The sequence below is a fragment of the Rubritalea tangerina genome (assembly GCF_042683245.1).
Taxonomy (GTDB): domain Bacteria; phylum Verrucomicrobiota; class Verrucomicrobiia; order Verrucomicrobiales; family Akkermansiaceae; genus Rubritalea; species Rubritalea tangerina.
In genome coordinates, this window is the sequence record NZ_JBHUJB010000079.1 from 1 (window position 1) to 24,075 (window position 24,075).

Below are 24,075 nucleotides of genomic sequence, written 5' to 3' on the forward strand. Positions count from 1 at the left end.
TCGGCTGATCAGATCTTTGAAAAAATCGAATCATTTTGCACAGGACTTCGCTGACAGCACACTAGTGGGGGGGATCCCAGATGACTTGGACATTGCGAAACAGGGATGGGTTGTTACTGACTCGGAGCTTTTTCCCGCTTGTGGTTGTTACGTCCTTGAGTGTGACGCGTTTGGTTTTGGCATAAGGAAACTTCTCGCGGTAGTTTGGATTTTTATAGTGTGGGTTGAAGTTTGAGAAGAGGGTAGGGGGATTTTTGGAGGACTTTGGGTCGTGGATATGGAGTGATTCGATGGTGATGCGTTTGGGCATGGAGCATGGGTATCCGAAATCGTGTTGCCCAGAGTTTGAGCCAGAAAAGATAGCGACATTTTTGGTGGCAATTGGTTGAAACTTGCAGTGGCGGATGACACATTCACCATCCCAGGTGCTCCCGTAGTCACTGCGGAAGTTGACAAAGCTCTGCCTGCTCATGATCGATGTGTTTTCTATCAGTAGCGTACCATGACCGATGACAGTGATACCTGCATGGCCGAGGGTGGAGTTTTTGATGTAGGCATTGAACACACCTTTGTGGGCATCAAAGCGTGAGAGGGTGCAGTGGTCGTAGAGAAGGTTCTTACAATAGTTAGAAGCCATGATTCCCCAGAGGCTACGGTCGTGGATGTCGTTGATTTGGCTACAATGGGAGAAGGAGACATTGATTGATTTACTGATGAGGAGGTCGTAGGTCCCCATGCTGACTGGACGTCCAGCTGAGCCGATAGTGCGGTAGGTTTTATGGCCTGAGAACTTGGCGTTTTTGACCTTCACTTTGGCACAGCGCGTGATGTTGAGAAACCCGTGGTAGGGGGCGCCTTGATGGCCTTCATTCTTGATCCTATGGCTGATGCCATCGATGACGACATTGGAGCGTTGGATCGAGATGCCGCGACTATAGTAGGTGTATTTGGACTTGGCGTGGTTGGCTATGGTGGTGAATGTGCCGCCTAGAATGGTGAGTGTTTGGGTATCGATGGGATAGGCTTTGGCCTGAGTGACTGAATCGAAGTTCCAGAGAATGGGAGTGTGCTTGTCGACTTTTCCGTATTGATCGACGAGGAAGACATCGGTCTGTGAGGCACCTGAGTTCTGGTTGGCGCCGGAGCGGATGTAATGTTTGGTGTGGGCGTTAGTGACTTCGACGAGACATGGTTGATTGGTGGGTGGGGCGATTTTCGCTTGGCCTTTTTTGAGTGATTTGAGGTTTTTCAATACTATGGCTGAGCTAGTAGCGGGAACGATGAAGATGTTTGAGCGACGGTTTTCAACGGCTGTGTCATCGATGATGAAGTGGGCGCCACGAAGGTCGGTGTCAGTACGGATGATGGCAGAAGTATCAGAACCACCGAGATAGAAAGTCAGACCTTTGCCTGCGACGACCTTGCGTTGATGTTTGTTAGCGAATGCGTGTGCTTTGACAATGGCCTGGAAGTCGTCGGTTTTACCATCGCCTTTGGCTCCGAAGTCGCGGTAGTAGACGTAGCGTTTGTTCGCTAGTTTCGAGTCAGCAGTTTCCTGGTCTGCATGGCAATAGAGCTGCGTGCCCATAAGGGCGAGAAGGCACAGCGTGAGTAGACTTGGCATAAAGCAGGTATACGATCCACATCGCTGGTTTTAGTCAGAGGACTTCGGTCAGACCGCTCAGGGGGGCAAGTCTATGAGGGGCTAGGATTGCTTAGGTGACTTTTTCGCTGTTTTTTTCATACTGGCTTTGATACGTACTCTAAAATGTTTTGCTGTTTGATTAGTCTCAATTTTGGGAATGGCTTTGGCTAAGTCAGAAAGTTTGGAATGTCCCCAGCTCCGAGAATCAAAATCTGGTGCAAGATTATTGATGTGCTGCCCGACAGGCCCAAGTGGAGACCAACCTGAGTCATCGCTCGTGGCGTCGATGGCAGTTTTGAAGTAGTGGAAGAGCTTTGCATCCGTGATTGGTTTGACCTCAATTTCGGAGTTATCATTTTTATCAAGTAGCTCAGAATAGATGAACTTATCACAAGCTTCGACAAATGGTTTCGGTGTTTTTTTCTGACCGATCCCGTACACAGTTAACGATTGTTGACGGATGCGAGTAGCCAGAGGTGTGAAATCGGAGTCACTCGAGACTAAGCAAAACCCATCATAAAGTTCAGTGTACATCAAGTCTAGGGCATCAATAATCATGGCAATGTCTGATGCATTTTTGCCTTTTGTGTAGGCAAACTGCTGCATGGGCTGAATGGAGTTATCAAGTGAGAGATCTTTCCAGTTTTTGAGTGAATCACAGCTCCAGTCGCCATAAGCTCTGCGGACACTGGCTGTTCCTAATTTAGCAATTTCCTCCAATATTAAAGGAACCGATTTGGCAGGTGTGTTGTCTGCGTCAATGAGCACGGCGAGACGAGGCGAATATTCTAAGCTTTCCGACATACTAAGATGTATTAGCAAATGAAAACTTGGTGTCTATCACAAAACTGTGGGCCGGCCAGAGTGGCTGTGAAGATGGGCTTAGAAAGTGAATCGAGTAAGTTGTTTACCACGAATCTCACTCATTCACGCATTGGGTTATTGAAATGATGCCTTATCTAGGATGGTGATAGAAGCACAGAAGCAGACTAAATTGCCGACTGGTATCTCATGGTAGCAGTCTTAAGCAAAGATAGTTTTTTTGCATTATCATTCGTGGAAATTCGTGTTGTTCGTGGTCCAAATAAGGATTTAACCTCACAGGGCATTAAGTCTAGGCTTCAGCGGCCGTCTTTTTCATTTCCTTGAGGCGAAGCTGGCCACAGGCGGCATCGATGTCATGGCCTTTTTCGAGGCGCATGGTGGTCATGACGCCGAGGCCTTTGACGGTGTCACGGAAGAGTTTGCAGTGTGCGTCGGATGGGCGTTCCCATTCGAGTCCTTCGACGGTGTTGTAGGGGATGAGGTTGACGAAGCCACCGAGTTTTTTGGCTTTTTCGGCGAGGATTCTGGCTTGCTCGAGGTCGTCGTTGATACCCTTGATGAGAATGTACTCGAGGGTGATGCGCTGGTTATTCGTGCTAGCGAAGTAGTGGAGTGCATCGAAGAGCTCGTCGACGTCCCACTTGGCATTTACTGGCATGATCTTGTCGCGCACTTCATTGGTGGCGCCATGGAGAGAGATCGCGAGGGATACTTGGTTTTCACGCTCGGCGAGCTTGCGGATCATTGGTACGAGCCCGGAGGTGGAGACAGTGACCGAGCGAGGAGCGAGGTGGAGTCCCCAGTGGCCAGTGATGATATCGAGTGCTGGATTGAGGTTCTTGAAATTTGCGAGAGGTTCACCCATTCCCATGAAGACGACATTGGTGATGTGCCTGCCTGAGTGTTCGCGGATGGCAACGAGTTGGCTGATGATTTCGGCGCTTGTGAGGTTACGCGTGAGGCCGTCGAGGCCAGAGGCGCAGAACTTACAGCCGTAGGCGCAGCCGACCTGTGAGGAGACGCAGACAGTCATGCGCTCGGAGCGTGTGCCATCCTCGAGTGGGGTGGCTGGGATCAAGACTGATTCGATATAGCGGCCGTCTTCAAGCTGGAAGAGGTACTTGCGGGTGGTGTCCTCTGAGCCTTGAACTTTGACGATTTTGGGTAGGGCGATGGTAAAATGTTCTTCGAGGAGGGCGCGATAGCGCTCGGTGATGGCGGTGATCTTGGAGAAGTCCCGTTGCTCATTGCGATAGACCGCTTCCATAACTTCTTTGGCATGAAAGGCAGAGCCCCCGTGCTGGGTGAAGAAGTCAGTAAGGTCGTCTCGCGTGACCCCAAGAATATTTTGTTTCGCGCTCACGGATGCATTCCATGCACAGTCATGGGTAAAGAGTCAATGGTCAAGAGGGCCAGCATGATGAAAGAGGGAAGCCTGCGGCTCCGTCATGGGTCAATGGTCATGGGGCCAGAATGTTGTAGCAGTGTGGGTAGTGGGAGTGGGGGAACCACGGAAAGACACAGAAGGGGGGGCGCCTGCGGCGGAATGTTGAGTGTTGAGTGTTGAGTGTTGAGTGTTGAATTCTGGGCTAGATGAAACGAGGAACCTCGAAAGACGAGGAATATTTGAAAGTTGGCCAGCATGATGGAGTGGTTTTTACCACGAATCTCGCGAATTACACTAATGGGGTGAGTGTGTTGAGATAAGTACGGCTGAGGTTCTGCTTGATGAAACTGGGGGGCCTGCGGCTCCGTCATGAGTCATTAGCCAATGGTCAAGAGGCCAGAATGTTGTAGCAGCTTGGGTAGAGGGAGTGGGGGGCACCACGGAAAAACACAGAAGGGGGGCGCCTGCGGCGGAATGTTGAATGCTGAATGGTGAGTGTTGAGTGTTGAGTGTTGAGTGTTGAGTGTTGAGTGTTGAGTGTTGAGTGTTGAGTGTTGAGTGTTGAGTGTTGAGTGTTGAGTGTTGAGTGTTGAGTGTTGAATTCTGGGCTAGATGAAACGAGGAACCGCGAAAGATGCGGAAAAATCGAAAGTTATCCAGCATGATGAAGCAGCTTGGGCTGATGAAACGGGGAACCACGGAAGACGCGGAAAATTCGAAAGTTGGCTATAACGATGAAACTATTTTTACCACAAATTGCACTAATCTCACGAATGGGGAGCCTGCGGCTCTGTCATTGGTCAGTAGTCAATGGTCATGGGGCCAGCATGATTAAACGAGTTCCGCGAATGCTGGATTGATGAATGGGGGGAGGGCTCTACTGGTTTAAGTAGCGGTGGAATTCAACACTTAACATTTAGCACTCAACATTGGAGCGGAGCGACATCTTGTGTTGTTTGGCTACTTGGCGTTTGTCGTAGGACTGGATGTGAGAGTTGAGGGTGCGGAGTGAGTGGGAGAGCTCTTGTTCGGAGAGGAGGGGGGAGTGTTGGCTGTGGATGTATTTGAGAATGCCGCTCGTCATGACATTGGGCGGGAGCTCGGTTTTGAGGGTGCACTCGCCCACGAAGTAGATCAGGTTGTGGAACTTGTTGGTGTTGAGTTCGAGCAGGGCTGCGAGCGCGTTGATGTGGAGCTTGTTTTGATGCAGCGGATTTTGGAATTTGTACTTCTTCTTGTAGATGCTTTGCGTCCAGTTGCGCTGTCTTTCGCTGCCAAAAATCCAGCCCTGGTAGTTTTTGGTTTCAATCACGAATATGCCGAAGCGTGAGACAGCGAGGTGGTCGATCTGTGTCGTGCCCTTGCCATCAGGGCGGGGAAGGTAGATGTCGTGGTAGATTGTGTAGCTGTCAGTGGGTAAGCGCTTGAGGGCTCGGTCGACGGCTTTCTCGCCGAACCAGCCTTTGAGGCTCGGGAGGCGCCAAATCTTTAGAAGGAGGATGACGAGTATTGCCCACCAGTATTTGCTCAAGGCGGTAATGATAATCTCGGAAATATCGAATGCAGAGAGTGTGGGCGGATACATTATCATTAATTATAAATTGAGGTCACGGAGGCCACATGACTTAAGGTACTTGTATGTGCCATTATAGAAATTGGGGTCCCTGGTTAAATCTGTCTCACTGCCTTCAGGAACGAAAATAACCATTCCTTGGCGGGCTCGTGTTAGTAAAACGCGATAGGCGTTTCTGAGATAGAGTTTTTCTTCGGGTTTGTTCACACGCTGCCAATTACTACCTTTAAACTTTTGATGCTCCCATTCTTTACTGGCATGGCGCAGATCGCCATCCCAGCAGACAACAGCCCAGTCAATTTCTAGGCCTTGGATATCAAACTGACTCGCGGCCAATTCCAGGAAATTGCTAGAACGTATGTCGTGGTCGGCTCCTAGGAACCATTTTTCAGGTTCCACAGAAACCTTCATTTGAACGCCATGTGGCACAAGACGTTTCGCTCCTGCTGAGGCGACTAGTCCGATACGTTCACTACCGCGTTTCATCTGTGTTACCCATTTCTTAGCCGCCTTGATATCCCTTGTTAGGTAAATCGGATACTTGCCCTGTAATTGAGTTATGAGAGATTGTGCACTTTTAGGATCGTTAGAAATAACTCTATTGATGAATAGTGAGAGGCTCTCGGCTCTGAATGACCTCATCGAGACAGATAGGTGTAATAGATTGTTGGGTTCAGAGTTCTTAGGAAGAAGTGTTCTCAGTGACTTCGAATGAGTGTATTCGGGAGTATCAAGCTCCGGCGAATAGTGAGTCTTCCAATCTGATTTGAGATCAGCAACAGCTCTAAGCCACTCGGGGAGGCCAGCCTCGCCATCATTGATTTCCTGACCGCCTCCAATCAAGGCAACTACTACACACCAATCCTCATGGCGATCCATTACATCTAACAAAAACTTAGGTTCTGATTTGTCAAAGTGTTCAACGCCTTTTTTTACCTTCATAAATTTGGCAGCTTTCTCTTTTGTCCAAGCTCGTTGGGCTTCATCGAAGATAACTACTTTCTCAATAGGGGCGTCAGGCGTGGTTAGATGGTCATCTCTGAAATGGTGAATATTTTGAATAAATGCAGATGTTTCTCGCCGAGCTGTCGACAAGGGTTCGCCTGTTCTGGTCTTTTTATCTTGAGCGAGTGCTGTTTGAAGCACCTCTACAAGTGGTCCGTTTCCTGATAGAAATACAGCATGTTCATTCGCGTGGTGCTGCTGTCGTGAGGTCGCTAAATTAAGACCTGCGAGAGTTTTACCAGCTCCCGGGACACCGGTTACAAAACAGATGGCTTTCTGTTTATGTTCTTTTGACTCGGCGATGACTTTATCAATGAAACTGGCAGTTGCCGCTAAGTTTGTAGCTTCAGCGTCATTCCGTGAAATATCATCAACTTGATGCTCACGGTAGAGGACTTTAGCAGCCTCTATGATAGTAGGTGTAGGCTTGTAATTCGCATTTATCCAGGTTGAAGGGTGGATAATATTAGGCGGGCTAGGCTCAGCACATACGGCTTCTACAAGCTCTTTAATCCCACCGGAATTGATACAGAGGCAATCTGCAATATGGTCTTCTGAATAGTTGAGAAGCATTTCATCAGAGTTACTTGCTTCTGTAGCAACGAGCACCGGAATAAGGCGCGCGTCATGGCTGCCACCATGGAAGTTCTTCAGATCCAGGGCGTAATCGATAGTCTGAATCTTATCCTGATTGGTATACTTAGAAGAACCACATTTAAACTCTAAGATGATGATGTGGCTGTTGATAATGAGGACACAATCGCAGCGTTTACCCATTCTGGGAATTGTATATTCAAAAAGGATATGACCCTGTGTTACGGTGGCTAAACATGTATGAAGATCTGCAATCTGATGTTGCCATGCAGCTTTTTGCTCCAGTGTTAGTTCGAAAGTATTTGACGAAGATAACTCTCCTAAAATGGTCTCCTCAGAATTTGATAGGAATTCCTTAACAGAGGCAGAGTAATAGAACCTATTCACAGCCTAATAGAGTTAGAGGGGAAACCTTCAAAGCTTTGGCAATGGCAACGACTTCGAAGTCTGAGACGCGTCGTTTTTGAGTTTCAATTTTGGCAATAGCAACACGGTCGAGTTCTACGCCTTGGCGTTGAACTTTCGCGGCTAAGGCTTCTTGAGTTAGTTCGGGAGTTTGCTGACCCCTCAACCTTGCGATGTTGGAACCGCAAAGGTTTTTCGACGCACTATTCATGTTCTAATTTAGAACATAAATGTCAGCTTCATTTGTTCCAAAATAGAACAAATGAGGCTTATAGTCCGTGGACGTATTTGGGAGAGAGGATAGACTTGCAGGATGTCTAAAAAAGCTGTGCAGCTAGAATTGCAATTAGAGGAGCTTGAATTGTTGAATGAACTCCTGAGCGAACGAGTGGAAGAATGGAGTAGAGCTCTGAATCGTGTAGGGGAAGAAGACGTGTCACTTCTTGAGCTAATTGAATGTGAATCAGAGTTAGATGCTGAATATCAATTGGAGATTTATAGACGACTGAAGAGTAGACTGATGGAGCTTCAACATGTGCATGGGCGAAAGAGTCTAGAGTTCATAGATTCGACTGCAATCTATCGGCCTGAGCAAAGTGTTGAGTTGTTTCGCATTAGAGATAAATATGGTCTAGATAGCGTTGTTTATCTCTATGAAAGTCGTCACGGAGTGTTCTTTCTGTATGACAATCTGGAGGGGTTCGTTGATAGCTTCGTTAAGGGTAAAGACTCTGAATTACGTTTTGAGTGCCGCAAGGAGTTGGAATTATATTTGAGATATTGGACTCGCTGATGTTCAAAGCCTCAACTTTTTTGCAAACCGAGGCTTCACTGCTGCTCTTCGTGGAGGAGGAGGATTTGTTTTGTATGCCGCCGGCGTAGCCGATGAGGGAGTCTGCGGCTCTGTCATGGGTCCATTAGTTAATAGTCATGGGGCCGGCATAATGGAACTGCTTGGGTAGAGGGGTTGGGGCAACCACGGAAAACACAGAATGGACAGAAGGGGGCGCCTGCGGCGGAATGTTGAGTGTTGAGTGTTGAGTGTTGAGTGTTGAGTGTTGAATGCCAGTGCTCTGAAATTGGTGGGATTGCGAAAGACGAGGAATATTCGAAAGTTGGCCAGCATGATGGAGCTGTTTTTACCACGAATCTCGCGAATTACACTAATGGGGGGAGTGTGTTGAGATAAGTACGGCTGAGGTTCTGCTTGATGAAGCTGGGGAGTGAGGGTTAGAGGGAGGCGTCGAGGATTTGGTTGAGGACATAGGGGAGGATGCCGCCGCTGAGGTAGTAGTCGACTTCGGCTGGGGTGTCGATGCGAACGACAAGCGGGATGTGGAAGGGGGGGGAATTGGCTGGGGTGACGGTGAGGGTGGCATCTTGCATGGGGGTGAGTGGGCCTGCGAGGCCGGTGATGCTGAAGGTGGCATTGGCGAGGCCCTCTACTTTGTCGTAGTCGGCTTTGTCTTTAAAATTGAGTGGGAGGACCCCCATGCCGATGAGGTTGGATCGATGGATGCGCTCGAAGGATTTCGTGATGACAGCGGAGACGCCGAGCAGACGGGTCCCTTTGGCGGCCCAGTCGCGTGATGAGCCCATGCCGTAGTCTTCTCCGCCGATGACGATAAGCTTGGTGCCATCTGCTTTGTATGCTTGTGCGGCATCGAAGATGAAGGCGGGTTTGCCATCGGCGATGGGAGCGATTTCTTTGTCTGGAGCGGGGACTTTGGATGGGCCGAAGTACTGGGTGTATCCACCTTCTGTTCCGGCGCACATGAGGTTTTTGATGCGGACATTGGCAAAGGTGCCGCGGGTCATGACACGGTCATTGCCTCGGCGGGAGCCGAAGGAGTTGAACTTTGCTTTTTCCACGCCATTGGCGAGGAGGTATTGGCCAGCAGGAGAGGTGGTGACGATGGCTCCGGCTGGGGAGATGTGGTCGGTGGTGACGGAGTCGGCGAAGATGCCAAGCGGGCGGGCATCGATGATGTCCTCGGCAGTGGTTGCGGGCGTGCGAGAGAAGCCGTCGAAGAAGGGTGGGTTTTGGATGTAGGTTGAGTGGTCGTCCCAGGTGAAGGTGGGTCCAGTGGCTGATGTGATATTGACCCAATTCGGGTTCGCATTGTCGAGGTCGTCGTAGAGGGCATTGAAGACTTCGGGAATGAGAGCGGAGTCGATGACGGTTTTGAGTTCTTCGGGGGTAGGCCAAATGTCTTTGAGAAAGACGGCATTGCCCCTTTTATCGACGGCGACGGGGTCGTTTGCGAGGTCGAGATCGACGCGTCCAGCAATGGCGTAGGCCACCACGAGTGGCGGGGACATGAGGAAGTTGGCGCGGATGGAGCCATGGACGCGTGCTTCAAAGTTGCGGTTGCCTGAGAGCACGGAGGCGCAGACGAGCTCACCCTCCGAGATGGCAGTTTCAATTTCTGGAGCAAGCGGGCCTGAGTTGCCGATACAGGTGGTACAGCCGTATCCGACCGTCTGGAAGCCGAGTTGGTCGAGCTCTGACTGGAGAGAGGTGGCATTGAGGTAGTCGGTGACGACGCGCGAGCCTGGGCCGAGTGAGGTTTTGACGTAGGGGGCGATGCTGAGACCTAGCGCATTGGCTTTTTTTGCCACGAGTCCCGCAGCGAGCATGACGCTTGGGTTCGAGGTGTTCGTGCAGGAGGTGATGGCGGCAATGAGGATGCTGCCGTGGCCAAGTTCGGTCTGGGTGGCCTTTTCTTCGGTAGCGAGTTGGCTGCCACTTTCGCGGAGCAGTGCAGCACCTGTGGGTGAAAAACCAGCGCTGGCGGCCATGTTGAGGGTGACTCGTTGATCACGAGTGTTGCGGTCTCTGCCGAAACCTCCCTCCGCGACGGGAGCCTCGAAGAGTTCATTAAATCGGAGACCAAGCTCTGTGACATCGATGCGGTCCTGTGGGCGTTTAGGCCCGGAGACGGCGGGGACGACGGTGGCCATGTCGAGCTCAAGTGTTACAGTGAAGTCTACATCTCCTTTTTCAGGAATGCCGAAGAGCCCCTGGGCCTTGTAGTAATTTTCGACGGTGGTGCAGTCTTCGTTTGAGCGGCCGGTACCGCGAAGGTAGGCGATGGTTTCATCGTCAATGGGGAAAAAGCCCATGGTGGCGCCGTACTCGGGTGCCATGTTCGCGACGGTGGCTCGGTCAGGGAGGCTCAGTGACTTGGCTCCAGGGCCGTAGAATTCGACAAATTTGCCGACCACCCCGTGGGAGCGCAGCATCTGGGTGATCTGCAAGGTGAGATCGGTGGCAGTGACGCCCTCGGCCAGTGAACCATGGAGATAGACACCGACGACTTCAGGAACGAGGAAGGTGACTGGCTGGCCGAGCATGCCAGCCTCAGCTTCGATGCCGCCAACGCCCCAACCGACGACGCCTAGGCCGTTGATCATGGTGGTGTGGGAGTCGGTCCCGACGAGGGAGTCAGGGAAGTAGACAGCATCCTTTTCGAGCACGCCTTTAGCGAGGTACTCGAGATTGACCTGGTGGACGATACCGATACCTGGTGGGACGACGCTGAAGGTCGAGAAGGCTTGTTGGCCCCATTTAAGAAATTGGTAGCGTTCTTTGTTACGGATGAATTCGATTTCAAGGTTGCGATTGAGGGCCGCTTGTGAGCCGGCAAAATCCACTTGGACCGAATGGTCGATGACGAGGTCGACTGGGACGAGAGGCTCGACGACTGAGGCATCTGCCCCAGCTTCGGCGGCAGCATTGCGCATGGCGGCAAGGTCGACGACGAGTGGGACGCCTGTGAAATCTTGGAGGACAACCCGGCCGACAGTGAAGGGGACTTCGTATTTCCCTGGAGACTGGGCGTTCCAGTGAGCGAGGTTATGCACATCCTCTTCGGTGACTTTTTTTCCATCGCAATTGCGCATGAGGGATTCGAGGACGATGCGGATAGAGACGGGGAGGCGAGAGATCTTATTGAAGCCTTGATCGGCGAGTGCTGGGAGGGAATAGAATGACGCTTCAGTGCCTGAGCCCGTAGTGAATGTGCGTAGGGTGTTGATAGCCATGGTGTTTGAGGGTTTCTGAAATCAAAAAGGGGAAGTTATCTAGTCTAACGAAACGGTGTGAGAAATCAATCATTTGCTTGCTGGGAGGTGGGCGAGAGCGGGGGCGCAAAAATTGCTTGAATTATTAGGGATGAAGTGGACACTCGCCGCGAAATAATGAGCTTGTATTTAGACTATTTAAAAGAAATCGAGGATCGTAAGGGTCAAGGATTGCATCCTAAACCTATCGATGGTGGTGAGTTATTGAGCGAAATCATCGACCAGATCAAAGACCTTGAGAATGCACACCGCAAAGAGTCCCTTAACTTTTTGATTTACAACACGCTTCCGGGCACCACGAGTGCTGCTGGCGTGAAGGCAGCATTTTTGAAAGAAATCATTCTGGGTGAGACCGCTGTAGAAGAAATCAGCGTGGATTTCGCATTTGAGCTTCTTTCACACATGAAGGGTGGACCATCTGTGGAGGTTCTTTTGGACCTAGCACTTGGTGGTGACCAAGCGATCGCGACTCAGGCAGCTGAGGTGTTGAAGACCCAGGTCTTCCTTTACGAGGCTGACACAGAGCGTCTCGAAGAGGCGTACAAGGCTGGCAACGCAGTGGCTAAGGACATCCTTGAGAGTTACGCTCAGGCTGAGTTCTTCACCAAGCTCCCAGAGGTTCCTGAGGAAATTAAGGTGATTACTTACATCGCTGGTGAAGGTGACATCTCAACTGACCTTCTTTCCCCAGGTGGTGAGGCGCACTCCCGCTCTGACCGTGAGCTTCACGGCAAGTGTTTCATTTCTCCGCAGGCACAGGATGAGATTTCAGCACTTCAGGCTGAGCATCCTGACAAGCGCGTGATGCTTATTTCTGAAAAGGGCACCATGGGTGTGGGTTCATCCCGTATGTCAGGTATCAACAACGTGGCACTCTGGGCAGGTCATCAGGCAAGCCCGTATGTACCATTCGTGAACATCGCACCAGTGGTTGCTGGTACGAATGGCATTTCTCCTATTTTCCTCACGACTGTTGGCGTGACTGGCGGTATCGGTATCGATCTCAAGAACTGGGTGAAGAAGACTGACGCAGACGGCAACGTGGTGACTGACGCTGAGGGTGAGCCAGTTCTCGAAGAGGCCTACTCCGTAGCGACTGGCACTGAGCTTGTGATCAACACTCAGACCAAGAAGCTCTACAATGGCGACCAGGAGTTGGTCGACGTTGCGGCATCCTTCACTCCTCAGAAGGTGGAATTCATGAAGGCTGGTGGCTCTTACGCGATCGTGTTCGGTAAGAAGCTTCAGACATTTGCAGCTCAGACTCTCGGTATCGAGGCTCCGCAGGTGTTCGCGCCAGCTAAGGAAATTTCTAACCCAGATCAAGGCCTCACAGCTGTTGAGAAGATCTTCAACCGCAACGCAGTGGGCGTGACTAGCAAGGAAGCACTCCACGCTGGTTCCGACGTACGCGTCGAGGTAAACGTGGTTGGTTCTCAGGACACGACTGGTCTCATGACTTCTCAGGAGCTTGAGGCGATGGCTGCTACTGTCATTTCTCCAATCGTTGATGCAGCGTACCAGTCTGGCTGTCACACTGCTTCCGTATGGGACAAGAAGGCACAGGCAAACATTCCACGCTTGATGAGCTTCATGCAGAAGTTTGGATTGATCACTGCACGTGACCCAGAAGACAAGTACCACGCAATGACAGACGTGATTCACAAGGTTCTCAACGACCTCACTGTGGATGACTGGGATATCATCATCGGTGGTGACTCCCACACACGTATGTCTAAGGGTGTGGCATTTGGTGCTGACTCCGGTACTGTAGCTCTCGCGCTTGCGACTGGTGAGGCAACCATGCCGATCCCAGAGTCTGTGAAGGTCACCTTCAAGGGCAGCATGCAAGACCACATGGATTTCCGTGATGTGGTGCACGCCACTCAGCTTCAGATGCTCGAAAAGTTCAAGGGCGACAACGTTTTCCAAGGTCGTATCATCGAGGTACACATCGGGACTCTTCTTGCTGACCAGGCATTCACATTCACTGACTGGACTGCAGAGATGAAGGCGAAAGCTGGTATCTGTATTTCTCAGCCAGAAACTCTCATCGAGTCTCTCGAGATTGCGAAGAGCCGTATCCAGATCATGATCGACAAGGGTATGGACAACGAGAAGCAGGTTCTCAAGGGCCTCATCGACAAAGCTGATAAGCGCATTGCGCAGATCCGCTCCGGTGAGAAGCCACCACTTGCTCCAGATGCCAATGCAAACTACTATGCTGAGCTCGTTGTCGACCTCGACAAGATCGTTCAGCCAATGATTGCTGACCCTGACGTGAACAACGAAGACGTATCCAAGCGTTACACGCACGACACGATCCGCGACCTCGATTTCTATGGTGGTGAGAAGGCAGTTGACCTCGGTTTCGTAGGTTCCTGCATGGTGCACAAAGGCGACATCAAGATCGTTGCTAAGATGCTCAAGAATCTCGAAGAGCAACAAGGTGACGTGAAGTTCCAGGCTCCACTCGTGGTGACTGCACCAACTTACAACATCATCGATGAACTTAAGGAAGAAGGCGACTGGGATATCCTCCAGAAGTACTCCGGCTTCGAGTTCGACGACAATGCTCCTAAGACGACTGCACGTACTGAGTATGAGAACATCCTCTACCTTGAGCGTCCAGGTTGTAACCTCTGTATGGGTAACCAAGAGAAAGCTGAGAAGGGTGACACCGTTCTCGCGACATCCACACGTCTCTTCCAGGGTCGCGTGGTAGCTGACTCCGACCGTAAGAAGGGTGAGTCCCTCCTCGGTTCTACTCCACTCGTAGTGCTCGCTGCGATTCTCGGACGTATCCCAACGATTGAGGAATACAAGGCAGCGGTGAAGGGCATCGACCTCACAAGCTTTGCTCCTGCAGCAGACGAAATGACTGCCTAAGCGGTTGTTCGAACAAGCATCATTTAGAAAGCGCGACTCGGTGACGGGTCGCGCTTTTTTTTAAGCCTGCGGCTTGGTCATTGGTCAAGAGTCAGTGGTCAAGGGGCCGGCTTGATGGAGGGCTGGCTTGATGAAGCGATTTTTACCACGAATAACACTCATTACACGAATGCTTGCTAGATGAAGCATAGAGCCTTCGGCTCTGCCATTGGTTATTGGGCAAGGGGTCCAGCATGATGAAACTTTGGAACCACGGAAAACACAGAAATGACGGAAGGGGCGATTCTGGCGGAGTGTTAAGTGTTGAATGCCGGAACGATGGAGCGCTGGCTTGATGAAGCGATTTTACCACGAATTGTACGGATCGCACGAATGCTTGCTAGATGAGATATAGAGCCTTCGGCTCTGTCATTGGATATGTGGCAAGGGGGGGCAGCACGATGGAACTTTGGAACCACGGAAAACACAGAAATCACGGAAGGGGCGCTTCTTGCGGAGTGTTTAATGTTAGGTGTTGAGTGTTGAATGCCGGAACGATAGAGCGCTGGCTTGATGAAGCGATTTTTACCACGAATAACACTCATTACACGAATGCTTGCTAGATGAAGCATAGAGCCTTCGGCTCTGTCATTGGATATGTGGCAAGGGGGGTAGCACGATGGAATGCTGGCTTGTTGAAACGATTTTTACCACGCATGGCATGGATCGTACGCATGCTTGCTAGATGAGATATAGAGCCTTCGGCTCTGTCATTGGATATGTGGCAAGGGGGGGCAGCACGATGGAACTTTGGAATTACGGAAAACACAGAAATCACGGAAGGGGCGCTTCTGGCGGAGTGTTTAATGTTAAGTGTTGAGTGTTGAGTGTTGAGTGTTGAGTGTTGAGTGTTGAGTGTTGAGTGTTGAGTGTTGAGTGTTGAGTGTTGAGTGTTGAGTGTTGAGTGTTGAGTGTTGAGTGTTGAGTGTTGAGTGTTGAATGCCGGAACGATGGAGCTGGGAAGCCGATGATGTTCAAGAGGCTTGCGCTATGGAGTGCGGGGGAGCCAACTGATTCGTTTGGATTTCTGTCTCTGCTAGATTCGAGGTGATGCGAGGGTTTAGGGGGGCAAAAAAAGAAGCCAACTAATTAAATTAGTTGGCTTGAGTGAAATTTCGGTATGGGGGGCAGAGCTTAGATATTGGCTTCTTCGTCGCCGGGGACTGGGGGGAGGAGGTCTTGGCGCAGGAGGAGGCGCTCGATGTTGAGGTCGTCGAGAAGGTCTTCAGCGGTTTGTTGAATGATGCTGCAGAATGGGACGATACGATCGACTTCGGCGATGGTGCAGTGGACCATGGTCGAGACGATATCTTTGTCGAATTTTTCGCGTTCGAAGATGTTGGTGATGCGGAAGACGAGGCGTTGGCGGTCGAGGTCATACTCGAGGCCACCGAGGTTCATCTGTTTATTGGCGCGGTGGAGTAATTCTAGGAGGAGGGGTTGGCGCAGCTCGTCGATGGGCATGGCGGTTTCGCCGACGATAGTGAGTGAATTGAGTTGGGTGAAGACCTGAGCGAATAGCTGCACACGGGTGTGGTGGGCTTCAAAAGCGGTGGTGAGCACCTCACGGCCTTCGATGATTTCGTGTTGCCAACCTTGTTCGTTGAAGGCATCGGCTACTGAGGTGAGCTGGATGGATGGTGGTCGCATGAGATGGATCGTTTAGTTGTTGGTGGTTCTGGCTTCAATTGCGTGCTGAAGCAAGGAGATTTGTTGAGGAGTGAGTGGTTTGAGGGTGATGACAGCTCCGCTGGTGTGTTCGGCATCGGTGTGGAGGGTCAGTGTGTTGGGGGTGATCGTCGCCTCGTGGATTTCAGCCCAGAAGAAGACTTGGAGGTTTTGTTGGGGTTTAAAGAATGGAAATACCTCTACGCCCATGGGGGTAAGGATGAGGTAGGCGTGACGGATGCAATGGTGAGCGAGACGTAGCAGAAGCAATGCCGGAAGTATGGGGATGAGACAGTATGGGAGTGTGCGATAATAGTCTGGGTCATCAGGCCCCCAGCTGGCGAAGAGAGCGACTGCTGAGCCTATGGCAAGAATGAGGAAGAAAGCCGAAAGGAGGAAGAATTGGGCAGCTTGACGCGCACGGGTGAAGCGCAGCTCTTTATGGGACTCGGCCACATTCTGTGGTGCAGAGCCAAAGAGTTTCTTGAGGAAGTTGGGGGAGTGGGCAGTGTTTTGCTCAGGCATGTGCTGCACTGGTTGTGGTGGTTTCTAAGTGAATGATCAACGGAAAAACTGGGATCGGGCTTGGCTATTTAGGGAAACGTGGTATCTGCAGCTGTCTGAATTCATGCCAAGTAAGGGAGTTATCGCAGAATGGTTGAAAGGGAGGCTGGATGATAGCCAACGCTTTCTCTTGCTGTGCATTCTGATTGGTCTGAGTTGTGGGATTGCAGCCGTCTTGTTTCACCTGAGCATTCACCATTTATTCCATTTTGTATGGGATTTGGCTGAGAGTTTAGGTGGGTGGCAATTCTATGGAATTTTGTTAGCGGCTCCGACATTGGGGGGATTGGTGATTGGGGTCTGTGTGCAGTATTTTGCACCTGACGCCGCGGGGTCTGGGATTCCTCAGACAAAAGCAGCTTATTACAACCACGGTGGTAAGATTCAGAGTGCTGCAGGGTTTTGGAGGTTTGTTTTGGGGTCATTGTATTGTGGATTGGGCAATAGCCTTGGGCGTGAGGGGCCAACGGTTCACTTGTCCTCAGCCATCTCATCTCGGCTTGGTAGGTGGATTTTTAAAGATCAAAATAGGGTGCAGTCTGCCTTGCCGGTAGGGATGGCTGCAGGAATCGCTGCAGCTTTCAATGCGCCACTTTCTGCGATTACCTTTGTGTTCGAGGAATTGCTCGACAATTTTTCGATGAAGGCACTGGGTGGCATTGTGGTGGCAGTGGTGATAGCGGCTGCTGTGTCGCGTAGTTTGTTAGGTGAAGACCCGATTCTGGCGAGTGCTGTGATCAGCAAGGAGTTCATCACCTCACCATGGATGATTGTCGGGGTGCCAATGGGTTTGATTGCTGGTTTGTTAGGACACTTTTTTGTGAGCTCAGTTCTCAATTTACGGGCACAATTTAAGTCTCGATTGTCTGCTTGTAGTTGGTTGGCGCCAGCGCTTGGTGGCTTATGTTGTGGGTTGCTAGGAATTTTAGCCTATCAGGTGACCGGGGTATTTGGAGAGGCGCAGAACTCGGTATTCAGCATTGGCTATGACAGCCTTGAGCGAGCATTTGAAGACAGTCTGGTTTGGCAGACCTTGGTGGTGTTATTGCTCTGCAAATTTATTGCGGTAGTGGTAAACTATGCTTCGGGTGGGTCAGGTGGTTTATTTTCGCCCACCTTATTTTTAGGGGGCATGTTAGGTGGTTTAGTTGGGATGGTGTTGACGGGAGTAGAAGGATACATGCATTTCCCGCATTGGCCCGGTGCTCACCAGGTGGTGGGTGGATGTGTTTTATTGGGCATGGGAGCCATGTTTTCAGCGGTCATTCGTTGTCCCTTCACTTCATTGATTATTATCTTTGAGATGACAGGCAATTACTCGTTGATTCTCCCACTGATGGCAGGGAACATGTTGGCTTGGTCGATTGCTAAGCGGCTGCGTCCAGTAGCTCTCTACGATTCTTTGTTGCTTCAAGATGGTGTAAATTTGAAGAAGTTTTCAGCCTACCGTGGTTCTCAGGATTATCGGAATTTACCAGTGTCGGCAATCATGACCCATGAAGTTACGGCTTTGCAGTCGGGGCAGAGTGTCGAAGAGGGGATCAAGTCATTGGGAACTCGTGGGATGGTTTACCATGCCTATCCGATTATGGATGCTCATGGAGACCTGTTAGGAATTGTCACGAGGCATGAACTGGAAGAGGCAAAGCCTGAATTGACTATTGATCAGGTGATTATTGATCAAGACTTGCTGTCGGTGCAGCCGGATACCTCCATTCGTGACGCTGCCAACAAAATGATTGCTCATAACTATCAACAAGTTCCTGTAGTCTCAGCGACGAACTCTCAGAGGTTGTTAGGGTTGATCACTCTCAATGACATTGCGAGGCAACAGAATGCGAGCGAGTTGTAGATAGATACATAAAGTTGGAGGAAAGCTTTGTGAGGCTAGGGAGCTGTGTGTTGGGCTCTGTGGGTGGCGTCAATGCTGTGCTGGAGCAGACAGGTCAGGAAGCGACTCGCAATAGCTCTGAGCGCATATTCTATCGCGTGATGGTAGAGTAGCGAATATGGTGGGTATGAGTGGGGGCGCTAGAGGTCTGGCTTCTAGCGCATTTATAAGTTCAAAAATCTTGGTTAGACTTTCTCAAACAAAAGTGCTGTGCGGCAGGGGAGGTAGAGTGAGAGGACTGGGCCGTGTTCCGTATCGGTAGTTTGGATTGAGATGGAGGTGTCGACTCGTTGGTGCCCGCCAAATTTGGCATCATCGGAATTGAGGACGATTTTGTAGGTTCCTGGCTGTGGCACGTGGATATGGTAGTTCGTGTATGACTGAGTTGGGTGGAGATTGACGACTCCGATACGGTTCGCACGTTCGAAAGCGATAATGTGGTCGCCATCATTGCAGCAGAGCTGCTGGGCTGGAGGTGAGGCTAAGAGGTTATCTTGTCTAAGGGTGTGGATAAGAGCGGCGTCAAATTGGTTGAGGAATTGGTATTTGAGTTCAGGGTTATCGACTAGTGACCATTGCCTACGGCAGTAGTGGTAGGACCAATTGTTACCTTCACGCGGGAAATCTAGCCACTCTGGGTGGCCAAATTCATTACCCATGAATGTGAGGTACCCTTCTCCGCCAACATGGGAGGTGAGGAAGCGGATCAATTTATGCAATGCGATGCCACGATCGATGACTGGGTGGTCATCATCGACTGACATGTGCCAGTACATTTCTTGATCCATCAGCCAAAATGCGAGTGTTTTATCACCGACGAGCGCTTGGTCGTGCGACTCTGCGTAGGCGATATTTGCTTCCATGTGTCGTCGGTTGCTGAGAGTGCTCCAGACTTCGTTCATATTCCAATCGTCATCGCTCTTATGTTTGAGCAACTTGATCCAGTAATCTGGGAGGCCCATGGCGAGGCGGTGGGTGAAGCCTACTCCACCTTCGATTGTGGGTCGGCAGAGACCGGGCATTCCAGACATGTCTTCGGCGACATTGAGGACACCGGGTCTGATAGACTCAGCGAGTGTTGTGGCAAGTTGGAGGTAGAGGACGCAGTCATGATCTACACCTTCTTGGAAGTACTTATCGTAGTGGTCGAAAGCGATATTTCCATGGTGGTCGTAGAGCATGGAAGTGACACCGTCGAAGCGGAATCCGTCAAAATGGAATTCTTCTAACCAATAGCGTACATTCGAGAGGAGGAATTGTACGACTTCATTTTTTCCGTAGTTAAAGCATTTTGAGTCCCATTGTGGGTGGTTTCCTTTCCCTCCACCGTGGAAGTATTGGTGGTCGGTGCCGTCGAATTCGTTGAGACCTTCAGCGAGGTTTTTGACAGCGTGGGAATGCACGATGTCCATGATGATGGCAATGCCATGATTGTGAGCAGTATCGACGAGGTACTTTAGGTCTTCAGGAGTGCCAAAGCGTGAGCATGTGGCAAAAAAGTTAGAGACGTGATAGCCGAATGAACCATAGTACGGGTGCTCTTGGACGGCCATGAGCTGGATGGTGTTGTAGCCGAGTTCGACAATGCGGGGGATGGTATTATCTGCAAATTCTCGGTAGCTATGAAGGCGTGGTTCTTCACCAGCCATGCCGGTGTGAGCCTCATAAATAAGGGGAGCATTGATTGATTGTGGATCGAATGAGTGTTGCCATTGATAGGGGGTATCAGGTAACCAGATTTGTCCTGCGAAGTCGTGGGTGTCGGGGTCTTGAATGGCACGAGAGATAGTGGCGGGGATGCGATCACGAACTGAGTTGTCGGCACCGACAACACGTAGTTTCACTTTATCTTGGTGTTTTAGGGTATCTCCTGGGATCTCGAGGTTCCAGCAACCATCTGCATCTTGAGTGAGTAGATGAGAGTTTCCATCCCAGTTATTGAAGTCGCCTACAAGTGCGAGTGATTGAGCATTGGGAGCCCATTCTTTGAGGGTCCAGGTATCTGAAGTCTGGTGGTAGTGGATTCCGTGGGTGAGATGCGTATTGGCGTATTGGTAGAGTGAGCCGTGGAGTGATTCTATTTCTGAGCGTTTCTTTTCGAATCTTTCTATACGTTGTTGGACGGCCTCGGTTTGGTCTTTTAGCCAGATATCGTTTTGAACGAGTGTTGGGATTTCTTTGGTGCTCACGCATGGAAACTAACAACATGCGTGCCAAGTGCGATGCTTTTCTTTGATGGATCGGGTGGCGATTTTGTTGCAGCCTAGAGTGAATTGATGGTCTTTCTGCTGGTCAATGGGTGGGTGGTGAAATTAAGCTGGCAGTTAGGTATTATTTATGAAACTCACATTTTGCGGCGCAGCCGGCACCACTACAGGATCTCAACACTTGCTCGATGTCAATGGACACAGGGTTTTATTAGATTGTGGCCTCTATCAAGGTAGGAGGCATGAAGCATTTGAGATTAATAAGCACTTTCCACATTTTGATCCAAAGTCGATTGACGCAGTCGTTCTCTCGCACGCGCACATTGACCATAGTGGCAACCTTCCGAATCTAACAAGGAGTGGGTTTGATGGGAATATCTATGCGACATTTGCAACGCGTGACTTATGTCAGATTATGTTAGCGGATAGTGCTCGGATACAAATGCATGATATCGAGTGGTTGAACAAGAAGCGTGTGAAGTCTGGTGAAGAGCCGCTCGAACCGTTGTATGATGAGATGGATGCGGAGCGTTGTTTAAGGCAATTTGTGAATGTGGGATATGACAGGCCAATGTTGATTGCACCAGGGGTGAGTCTGCGTTTCATTGATGCGGGGCATATTTTAGGAAGCGCCCAAGTTGTGTTAGATATCGAGGATGAAGATGACGGCGAGAAGAAGCGCTTTTTATTTTCTGGGGATGTTGGGCGTGGGAACAATGACATTTTACGCGACCCAGTGGCAGTGGAGGACGTGGACTATGTTTTGATGGAGAGCACCTATGGAGGGAGGGAGCATGAGCTTGGGACGCAGGCAGACGAGAGAATAGCTGAGATTTTAAGAAGAGCTCTCGAGCGTAAGGGTAAGGTGATTATACCGGCCTTTGCCGTGGAGCGAACCCAGCAGATTTTGTACGTGCTGCATCAATTATTTGAGGAGGGAAGTATTCCCAATGTCCCCGTTTACGTGGACAGTCCATTGGCTGTGAATGCTACAGAGATATTCCGTTTACATCCTGAGTGTTTTAACCATGAGATATACAACTTCTTATTTGAGAAGCGAGACCCCTTTGGATTTGAGGGGCTGACTTTGGTACGTTCTGTATCCAATTCGAAGGCGTTGAATCGGAGTAAAGAGCAGGCGATTATCATATCGGCCTCTGGGATGTGTGAGGCTGGGCGCGTGTTGCATCATTTGAAGAACGAGATTGAGAACCCCAAGAATACGATCTTGTTTGTGGGCTATTGTGCGCAGCAGACATTAGGGTGGAAGATTCGAGAAGGGCATAAGAAGGTGCGCATTTTAGGGGGCGAGTATGCAGTCAATGCACGTGTGGAAATCATGGATTCATTCTCTGGGCATGCCGACCATTCCGAGTTACTAGATTACTTCAATGCGATGAGTGGACCCAAGCGCAAGACGTGGTTGGTGCACGGAGAGGAAGAGCGCTCAGCGGTATTCCGGGACGCATTGCGTGAAGTGCACAAGGGTGAGGTGAGTCTCGGAGTGCTGGGGGAGACAGTGGAATTTTAGCGCACAAAAAAGCGCATCTGATGACTCAGATGCGCTTAGAAATACTTATCAGCTCGAGGCTGAGATTCGCTTATGCTTCAGCAGTTTCTTCAACTTCTTCAGCAACTGGAGCGTCAACCCACTCGATGAGAGCCATAGGAGCGGAGTCGCTCTGGCGTGCGCCGAGTTTGATGATGCGGCAGTAACCACCTTGGCGGTCCGCAGCAGCTGGTGCGATTTCAGCGAAGAGCTTCTTCACTGCATCTTTTTGTTGGAGGAATGCAACTGCCTGACGGCGAGCGTGGAGGTCACCGCGCTTGCCAAGAGTTACCATTTTCTCAGCAACTGGGCGGAGTGCTTTGGCTTTGGCGAGTGTGGTACGGATTCTACCGTGCTCAATAAGGCTGCATGTAAGGTTTGCGAGGAGTGAGCGGCGGTGTGCTGCGTCACGCTGCAATTTTACGGTCTTGCGTCGTTTTCTCATCTTGGTTATTCGTCGTTAAGGTTCTGCGCGATGAGGTCAGCGAGACCCACCGGTGCTTCTTCTTCCACTCCGAGACGAGGAGCAGCCACGGATGGCATAGGTCCTGTAAGGAGAGAAGGATCAAAGGACATACCGAGACCGAGGCCGAGCTCGACGAGTTTGTCCTTAATTTCATTGAGAGATTTCTTACCGAAGTTACGGTATTTGAGCATCTCAGCTTCTGTTTTCATGGCGAGCTGGCCAACGGAAGTGATGTTCGCGTTGTTGAGGCAGTTTGCCGCACGGACAGAGAGTTCGATTTCGTTGACGCTCATGTTAAGAAGCTTCTTAAGCGCAGCGTTTTCTTCGCTCTGCTCTGGTTGTGCAGATTCGAATTCGACAGCATCATCGTCGTAGTTAACGAATGCGTCGAGGTGGTGGCGAAGGATGGCGGATGCCTGAAGGAGTGCGTCAGGAGGAGAGACACGGCCGTCAGTCCATACATCGAGTACGAGCTTGTCGAAGTCAGTCATTTGACCCACACGTGTTTGACCGACGGAGTACTTCACGCGAGTCACAGGTGAGAAAATGGAGTCGATAGCGATGACGCCGATAGGCATGTCTGGGCGCTTGTTTTCGTCACCGGTATTGAAGCCACGGCCGACCTTGATTTCAAATTCACAGTCGAACTTGGTTTTACGGTCGAGGGTACAGATGATTTGGTCTTTATTAACGACTTCGTAGATGTTGTCGTCTTGGATATCACCAGCGGTGACAACGCCTTCTTTCTCAACTTGGAGTTTAAGAACGCGTGGTTCTTTGTCGTGGTGTTTGAACTTTACCTTCTTGAGGTTGAGGATGATGTCAGTAACATCTTCGACAACGCCAGCAAGGCTGGAGAATTCGTGTTGGACACCTGCGATACGTACAGATGTGATAGCTGCGCCCTCGAGTGATGAGAGGAGCACGCGGCGGAGTGAGTTACCGATAGTGTGGCCAAATCCACGCTCGAATGGCTCGGCAGTGAATTGAGCATAGGTATCAGTCTCGGTGTCCTCGTCTTTGATGACGCGGTTTGGCAATTCGAAGCGGTCAAGAAGGATAGCCTTCTTTTCTTCTGCTGTTTGTTCTTCAGTATTTGTCGTTTCTTCTGACATGATGTCTAGTAAGTGGGTTGGGTTACCCTCTAGCGAGTACTAGCGGTGCCTGTGAGACACAGCCATAGAGGACCTACAACCATTTGGACAGACTCGCGGGACGCGGAATTAAGGGGATTTCGGCTCAGATTGCAATAGTAATTTTCTGCACGGGCGAATTAATACGC

16 protein-coding genes are annotated in these 24,075 nt (G+C 50.5%); 4 read left to right on the top strand and 12 right to left on the bottom strand.

From position 1 onward, the window contains the following. Positions 1–61: 61 nt before the first annotated feature. The 6 genes from ACFSW8_RS15800 to ACFSW8_RS15825 all read right to left on the bottom strand — a co-directional run bounded on the left by ACFSW8_RS15800 (position 62) and on the right by ACFSW8_RS15825 (position 7,645). Complete coding sequence (locus ACFSW8_RS15800; RefSeq protein ID WP_377090780.1) at positions 62–1,624, bottom strand: hypothetical protein; 1,563 nt, start codon at positions 1,622–1,624, stop codon at positions 62–64. A gap of 81 nt (positions 1,625–1,705) precedes the next feature. Next, the gene (locus tag ACFSW8_RS15805; protein WP_377090779.1) at positions 1,706–2,449 is read right to left on the bottom strand and encodes an NYN domain-containing protein; all 744 of its coding nucleotides are present in this window, start codon (positions 2,447–2,449) and stop codon (positions 1,706–1,708) included. 310 nt (positions 2,450–2,759) lie between these two features. Further along, entirely contained in the window at positions 2,760–3,833 is a 1,074-nt protein-coding gene (gene rlmN, locus ACFSW8_RS15810; RefSeq protein ID WP_377090777.1) for a dual-specificity RNA methyltransferase RlmN, read from the bottom strand. A 940-nt stretch (positions 3,834–4,773) separates the two neighbouring features. Beyond that, positions 4,774–5,442 carry a nuclease-related domain-containing protein gene (locus tag ACFSW8_RS15815; protein ID WP_377090773.1) on the bottom strand — a complete coding sequence of 223 codons (669 nt, stop codon included), beginning with the start codon at positions 5,440–5,442 and terminating at the stop codon, positions 4,774–4,776. A 9-nt stretch (positions 5,443–5,451) separates the two neighbouring features. Further along, entirely contained in the window at positions 5,452–7,416 is a 1,965-nt protein-coding gene (locus tag ACFSW8_RS15820; protein WP_377178740.1) for a DUF2075 domain-containing protein, read from the bottom strand. Continuing rightward, entirely contained in the window at positions 7,409–7,645 is a 237-nt protein-coding gene (locus ACFSW8_RS15825) for a helix-turn-helix domain-containing protein (RefSeq protein WP_377090771.1), read from the bottom strand. The genes ACFSW8_RS15820 and ACFSW8_RS15825 overlap by 8 nt, the downstream gene beginning before the upstream one ends. A gap of 102 nt (positions 7,646–7,747) precedes the next feature. Between ACFSW8_RS15825 and ACFSW8_RS15830 the strand changes: the two genes are divergently transcribed. Next, a complete protein-coding gene (locus tag ACFSW8_RS15830) occupies positions 7,748–8,227 on the top strand; it encodes a hypothetical protein (protein ID WP_377178742.1) in 480 nt (159 codons plus the stop codon). 437 nt (positions 8,228–8,664) lie between these two features. Here the strand turns inward: ACFSW8_RS15830 and acnA are convergent, their stop codons facing one another. Beyond that, positions 8,665–11,481, bottom strand: a complete 2,817-nt coding sequence (gene acnA, locus ACFSW8_RS15835) for an aconitate hydratase AcnA (RefSeq protein ID WP_377090766.1) — start codon at positions 11,479–11,481, stop codon at positions 8,665–8,667. Positions 11,482–11,637: 156 nt separating this feature from the next. Here acnA and ACFSW8_RS15840 point away from each other — a divergent pair, with 156 nt between their 5' ends. Further along, positions 11,638–14,409, top strand: a complete 2,772-nt coding sequence (locus ACFSW8_RS15840) for a bifunctional aconitate hydratase 2/2-methylisocitrate dehydratase (protein WP_377091577.1) — start codon at positions 11,638–11,640, stop codon at positions 14,407–14,409. A 1,173-nt stretch (positions 14,410–15,582) separates the two neighbouring features. On the opposite strand, the gene ACFSW8_RS15845 is transcribed toward ACFSW8_RS15840, so the two are convergent. After that, positions 15,583–16,098: a YbjN domain-containing protein gene (locus ACFSW8_RS15845; RefSeq protein ID WP_377090762.1), complete on the bottom strand. Its 516-nt coding sequence runs from the start codon at positions 16,096–16,098 to the stop codon at positions 15,583–15,585. Positions 16,099–16,110: 12 nt separating this feature from the next. Next, the gene (locus ACFSW8_RS15850) at positions 16,111–16,641 is read right to left on the bottom strand and encodes a hypothetical protein (protein WP_377090761.1); all 531 of its coding nucleotides are present in this window, start codon (positions 16,639–16,641) and stop codon (positions 16,111–16,113) included. Between the two features lie 103 nt (positions 16,642–16,744). Between ACFSW8_RS15850 and ACFSW8_RS15855 the strand changes: the two genes are divergently transcribed. Beyond that, positions 16,745–18,532, top strand: coding sequence for a chloride channel protein (locus ACFSW8_RS15855; protein ID WP_377090760.1), 1,788 nt, complete (start codon positions 16,745–16,747; stop codon positions 18,530–18,532). A 224-nt stretch (positions 18,533–18,756) separates the two neighbouring features. On the opposite strand, the gene ACFSW8_RS15860 is transcribed toward ACFSW8_RS15855, so the two are convergent. Continuing rightward, positions 18,757–20,760 (bottom strand): alpha amylase C-terminal domain-containing protein, encoded by a 2,004-nt coding sequence (locus ACFSW8_RS15860; RefSeq protein WP_377090758.1) that lies wholly within the window; start codon positions 20,758–20,760, stop codon positions 18,757–18,759. 148 nt (positions 20,761–20,908) lie between these two features. On the opposite strand from ACFSW8_RS15860, the gene ACFSW8_RS15865 reads away from it, so the two are divergent. After that, complete coding sequence (locus ACFSW8_RS15865) at positions 20,909–22,309, top strand: MBL fold metallo-hydrolase RNA specificity domain-containing protein (protein WP_377090757.1); 1,401 nt, start codon at positions 20,909–20,911, stop codon at positions 22,307–22,309. A 70-nt stretch (positions 22,310–22,379) separates the two neighbouring features. Here ACFSW8_RS15865 and rplQ read toward each other — a convergent pair whose 3' ends face one another. Both rplQ and ACFSW8_RS15875 read right to left on the bottom strand, forming a co-directional pair. Next, positions 22,380–22,772 (bottom strand): 50S ribosomal protein L17, encoded by a 393-nt coding sequence (gene rplQ / locus ACFSW8_RS15870; RefSeq protein WP_377090756.1) that lies wholly within the window; start codon positions 22,770–22,772, stop codon positions 22,380–22,382. Between the two features lie 5 nt (positions 22,773–22,777). Next, on the bottom strand, positions 22,778–23,908 hold the full coding sequence (locus ACFSW8_RS15875; RefSeq protein WP_377090755.1) for a DNA-directed RNA polymerase subunit alpha: 1,131 nt from the start codon (positions 23,906–23,908) through the stop codon (positions 22,778–22,780). Between the last annotated feature and the right edge of the window lie 167 nt (positions 23,909–24,075).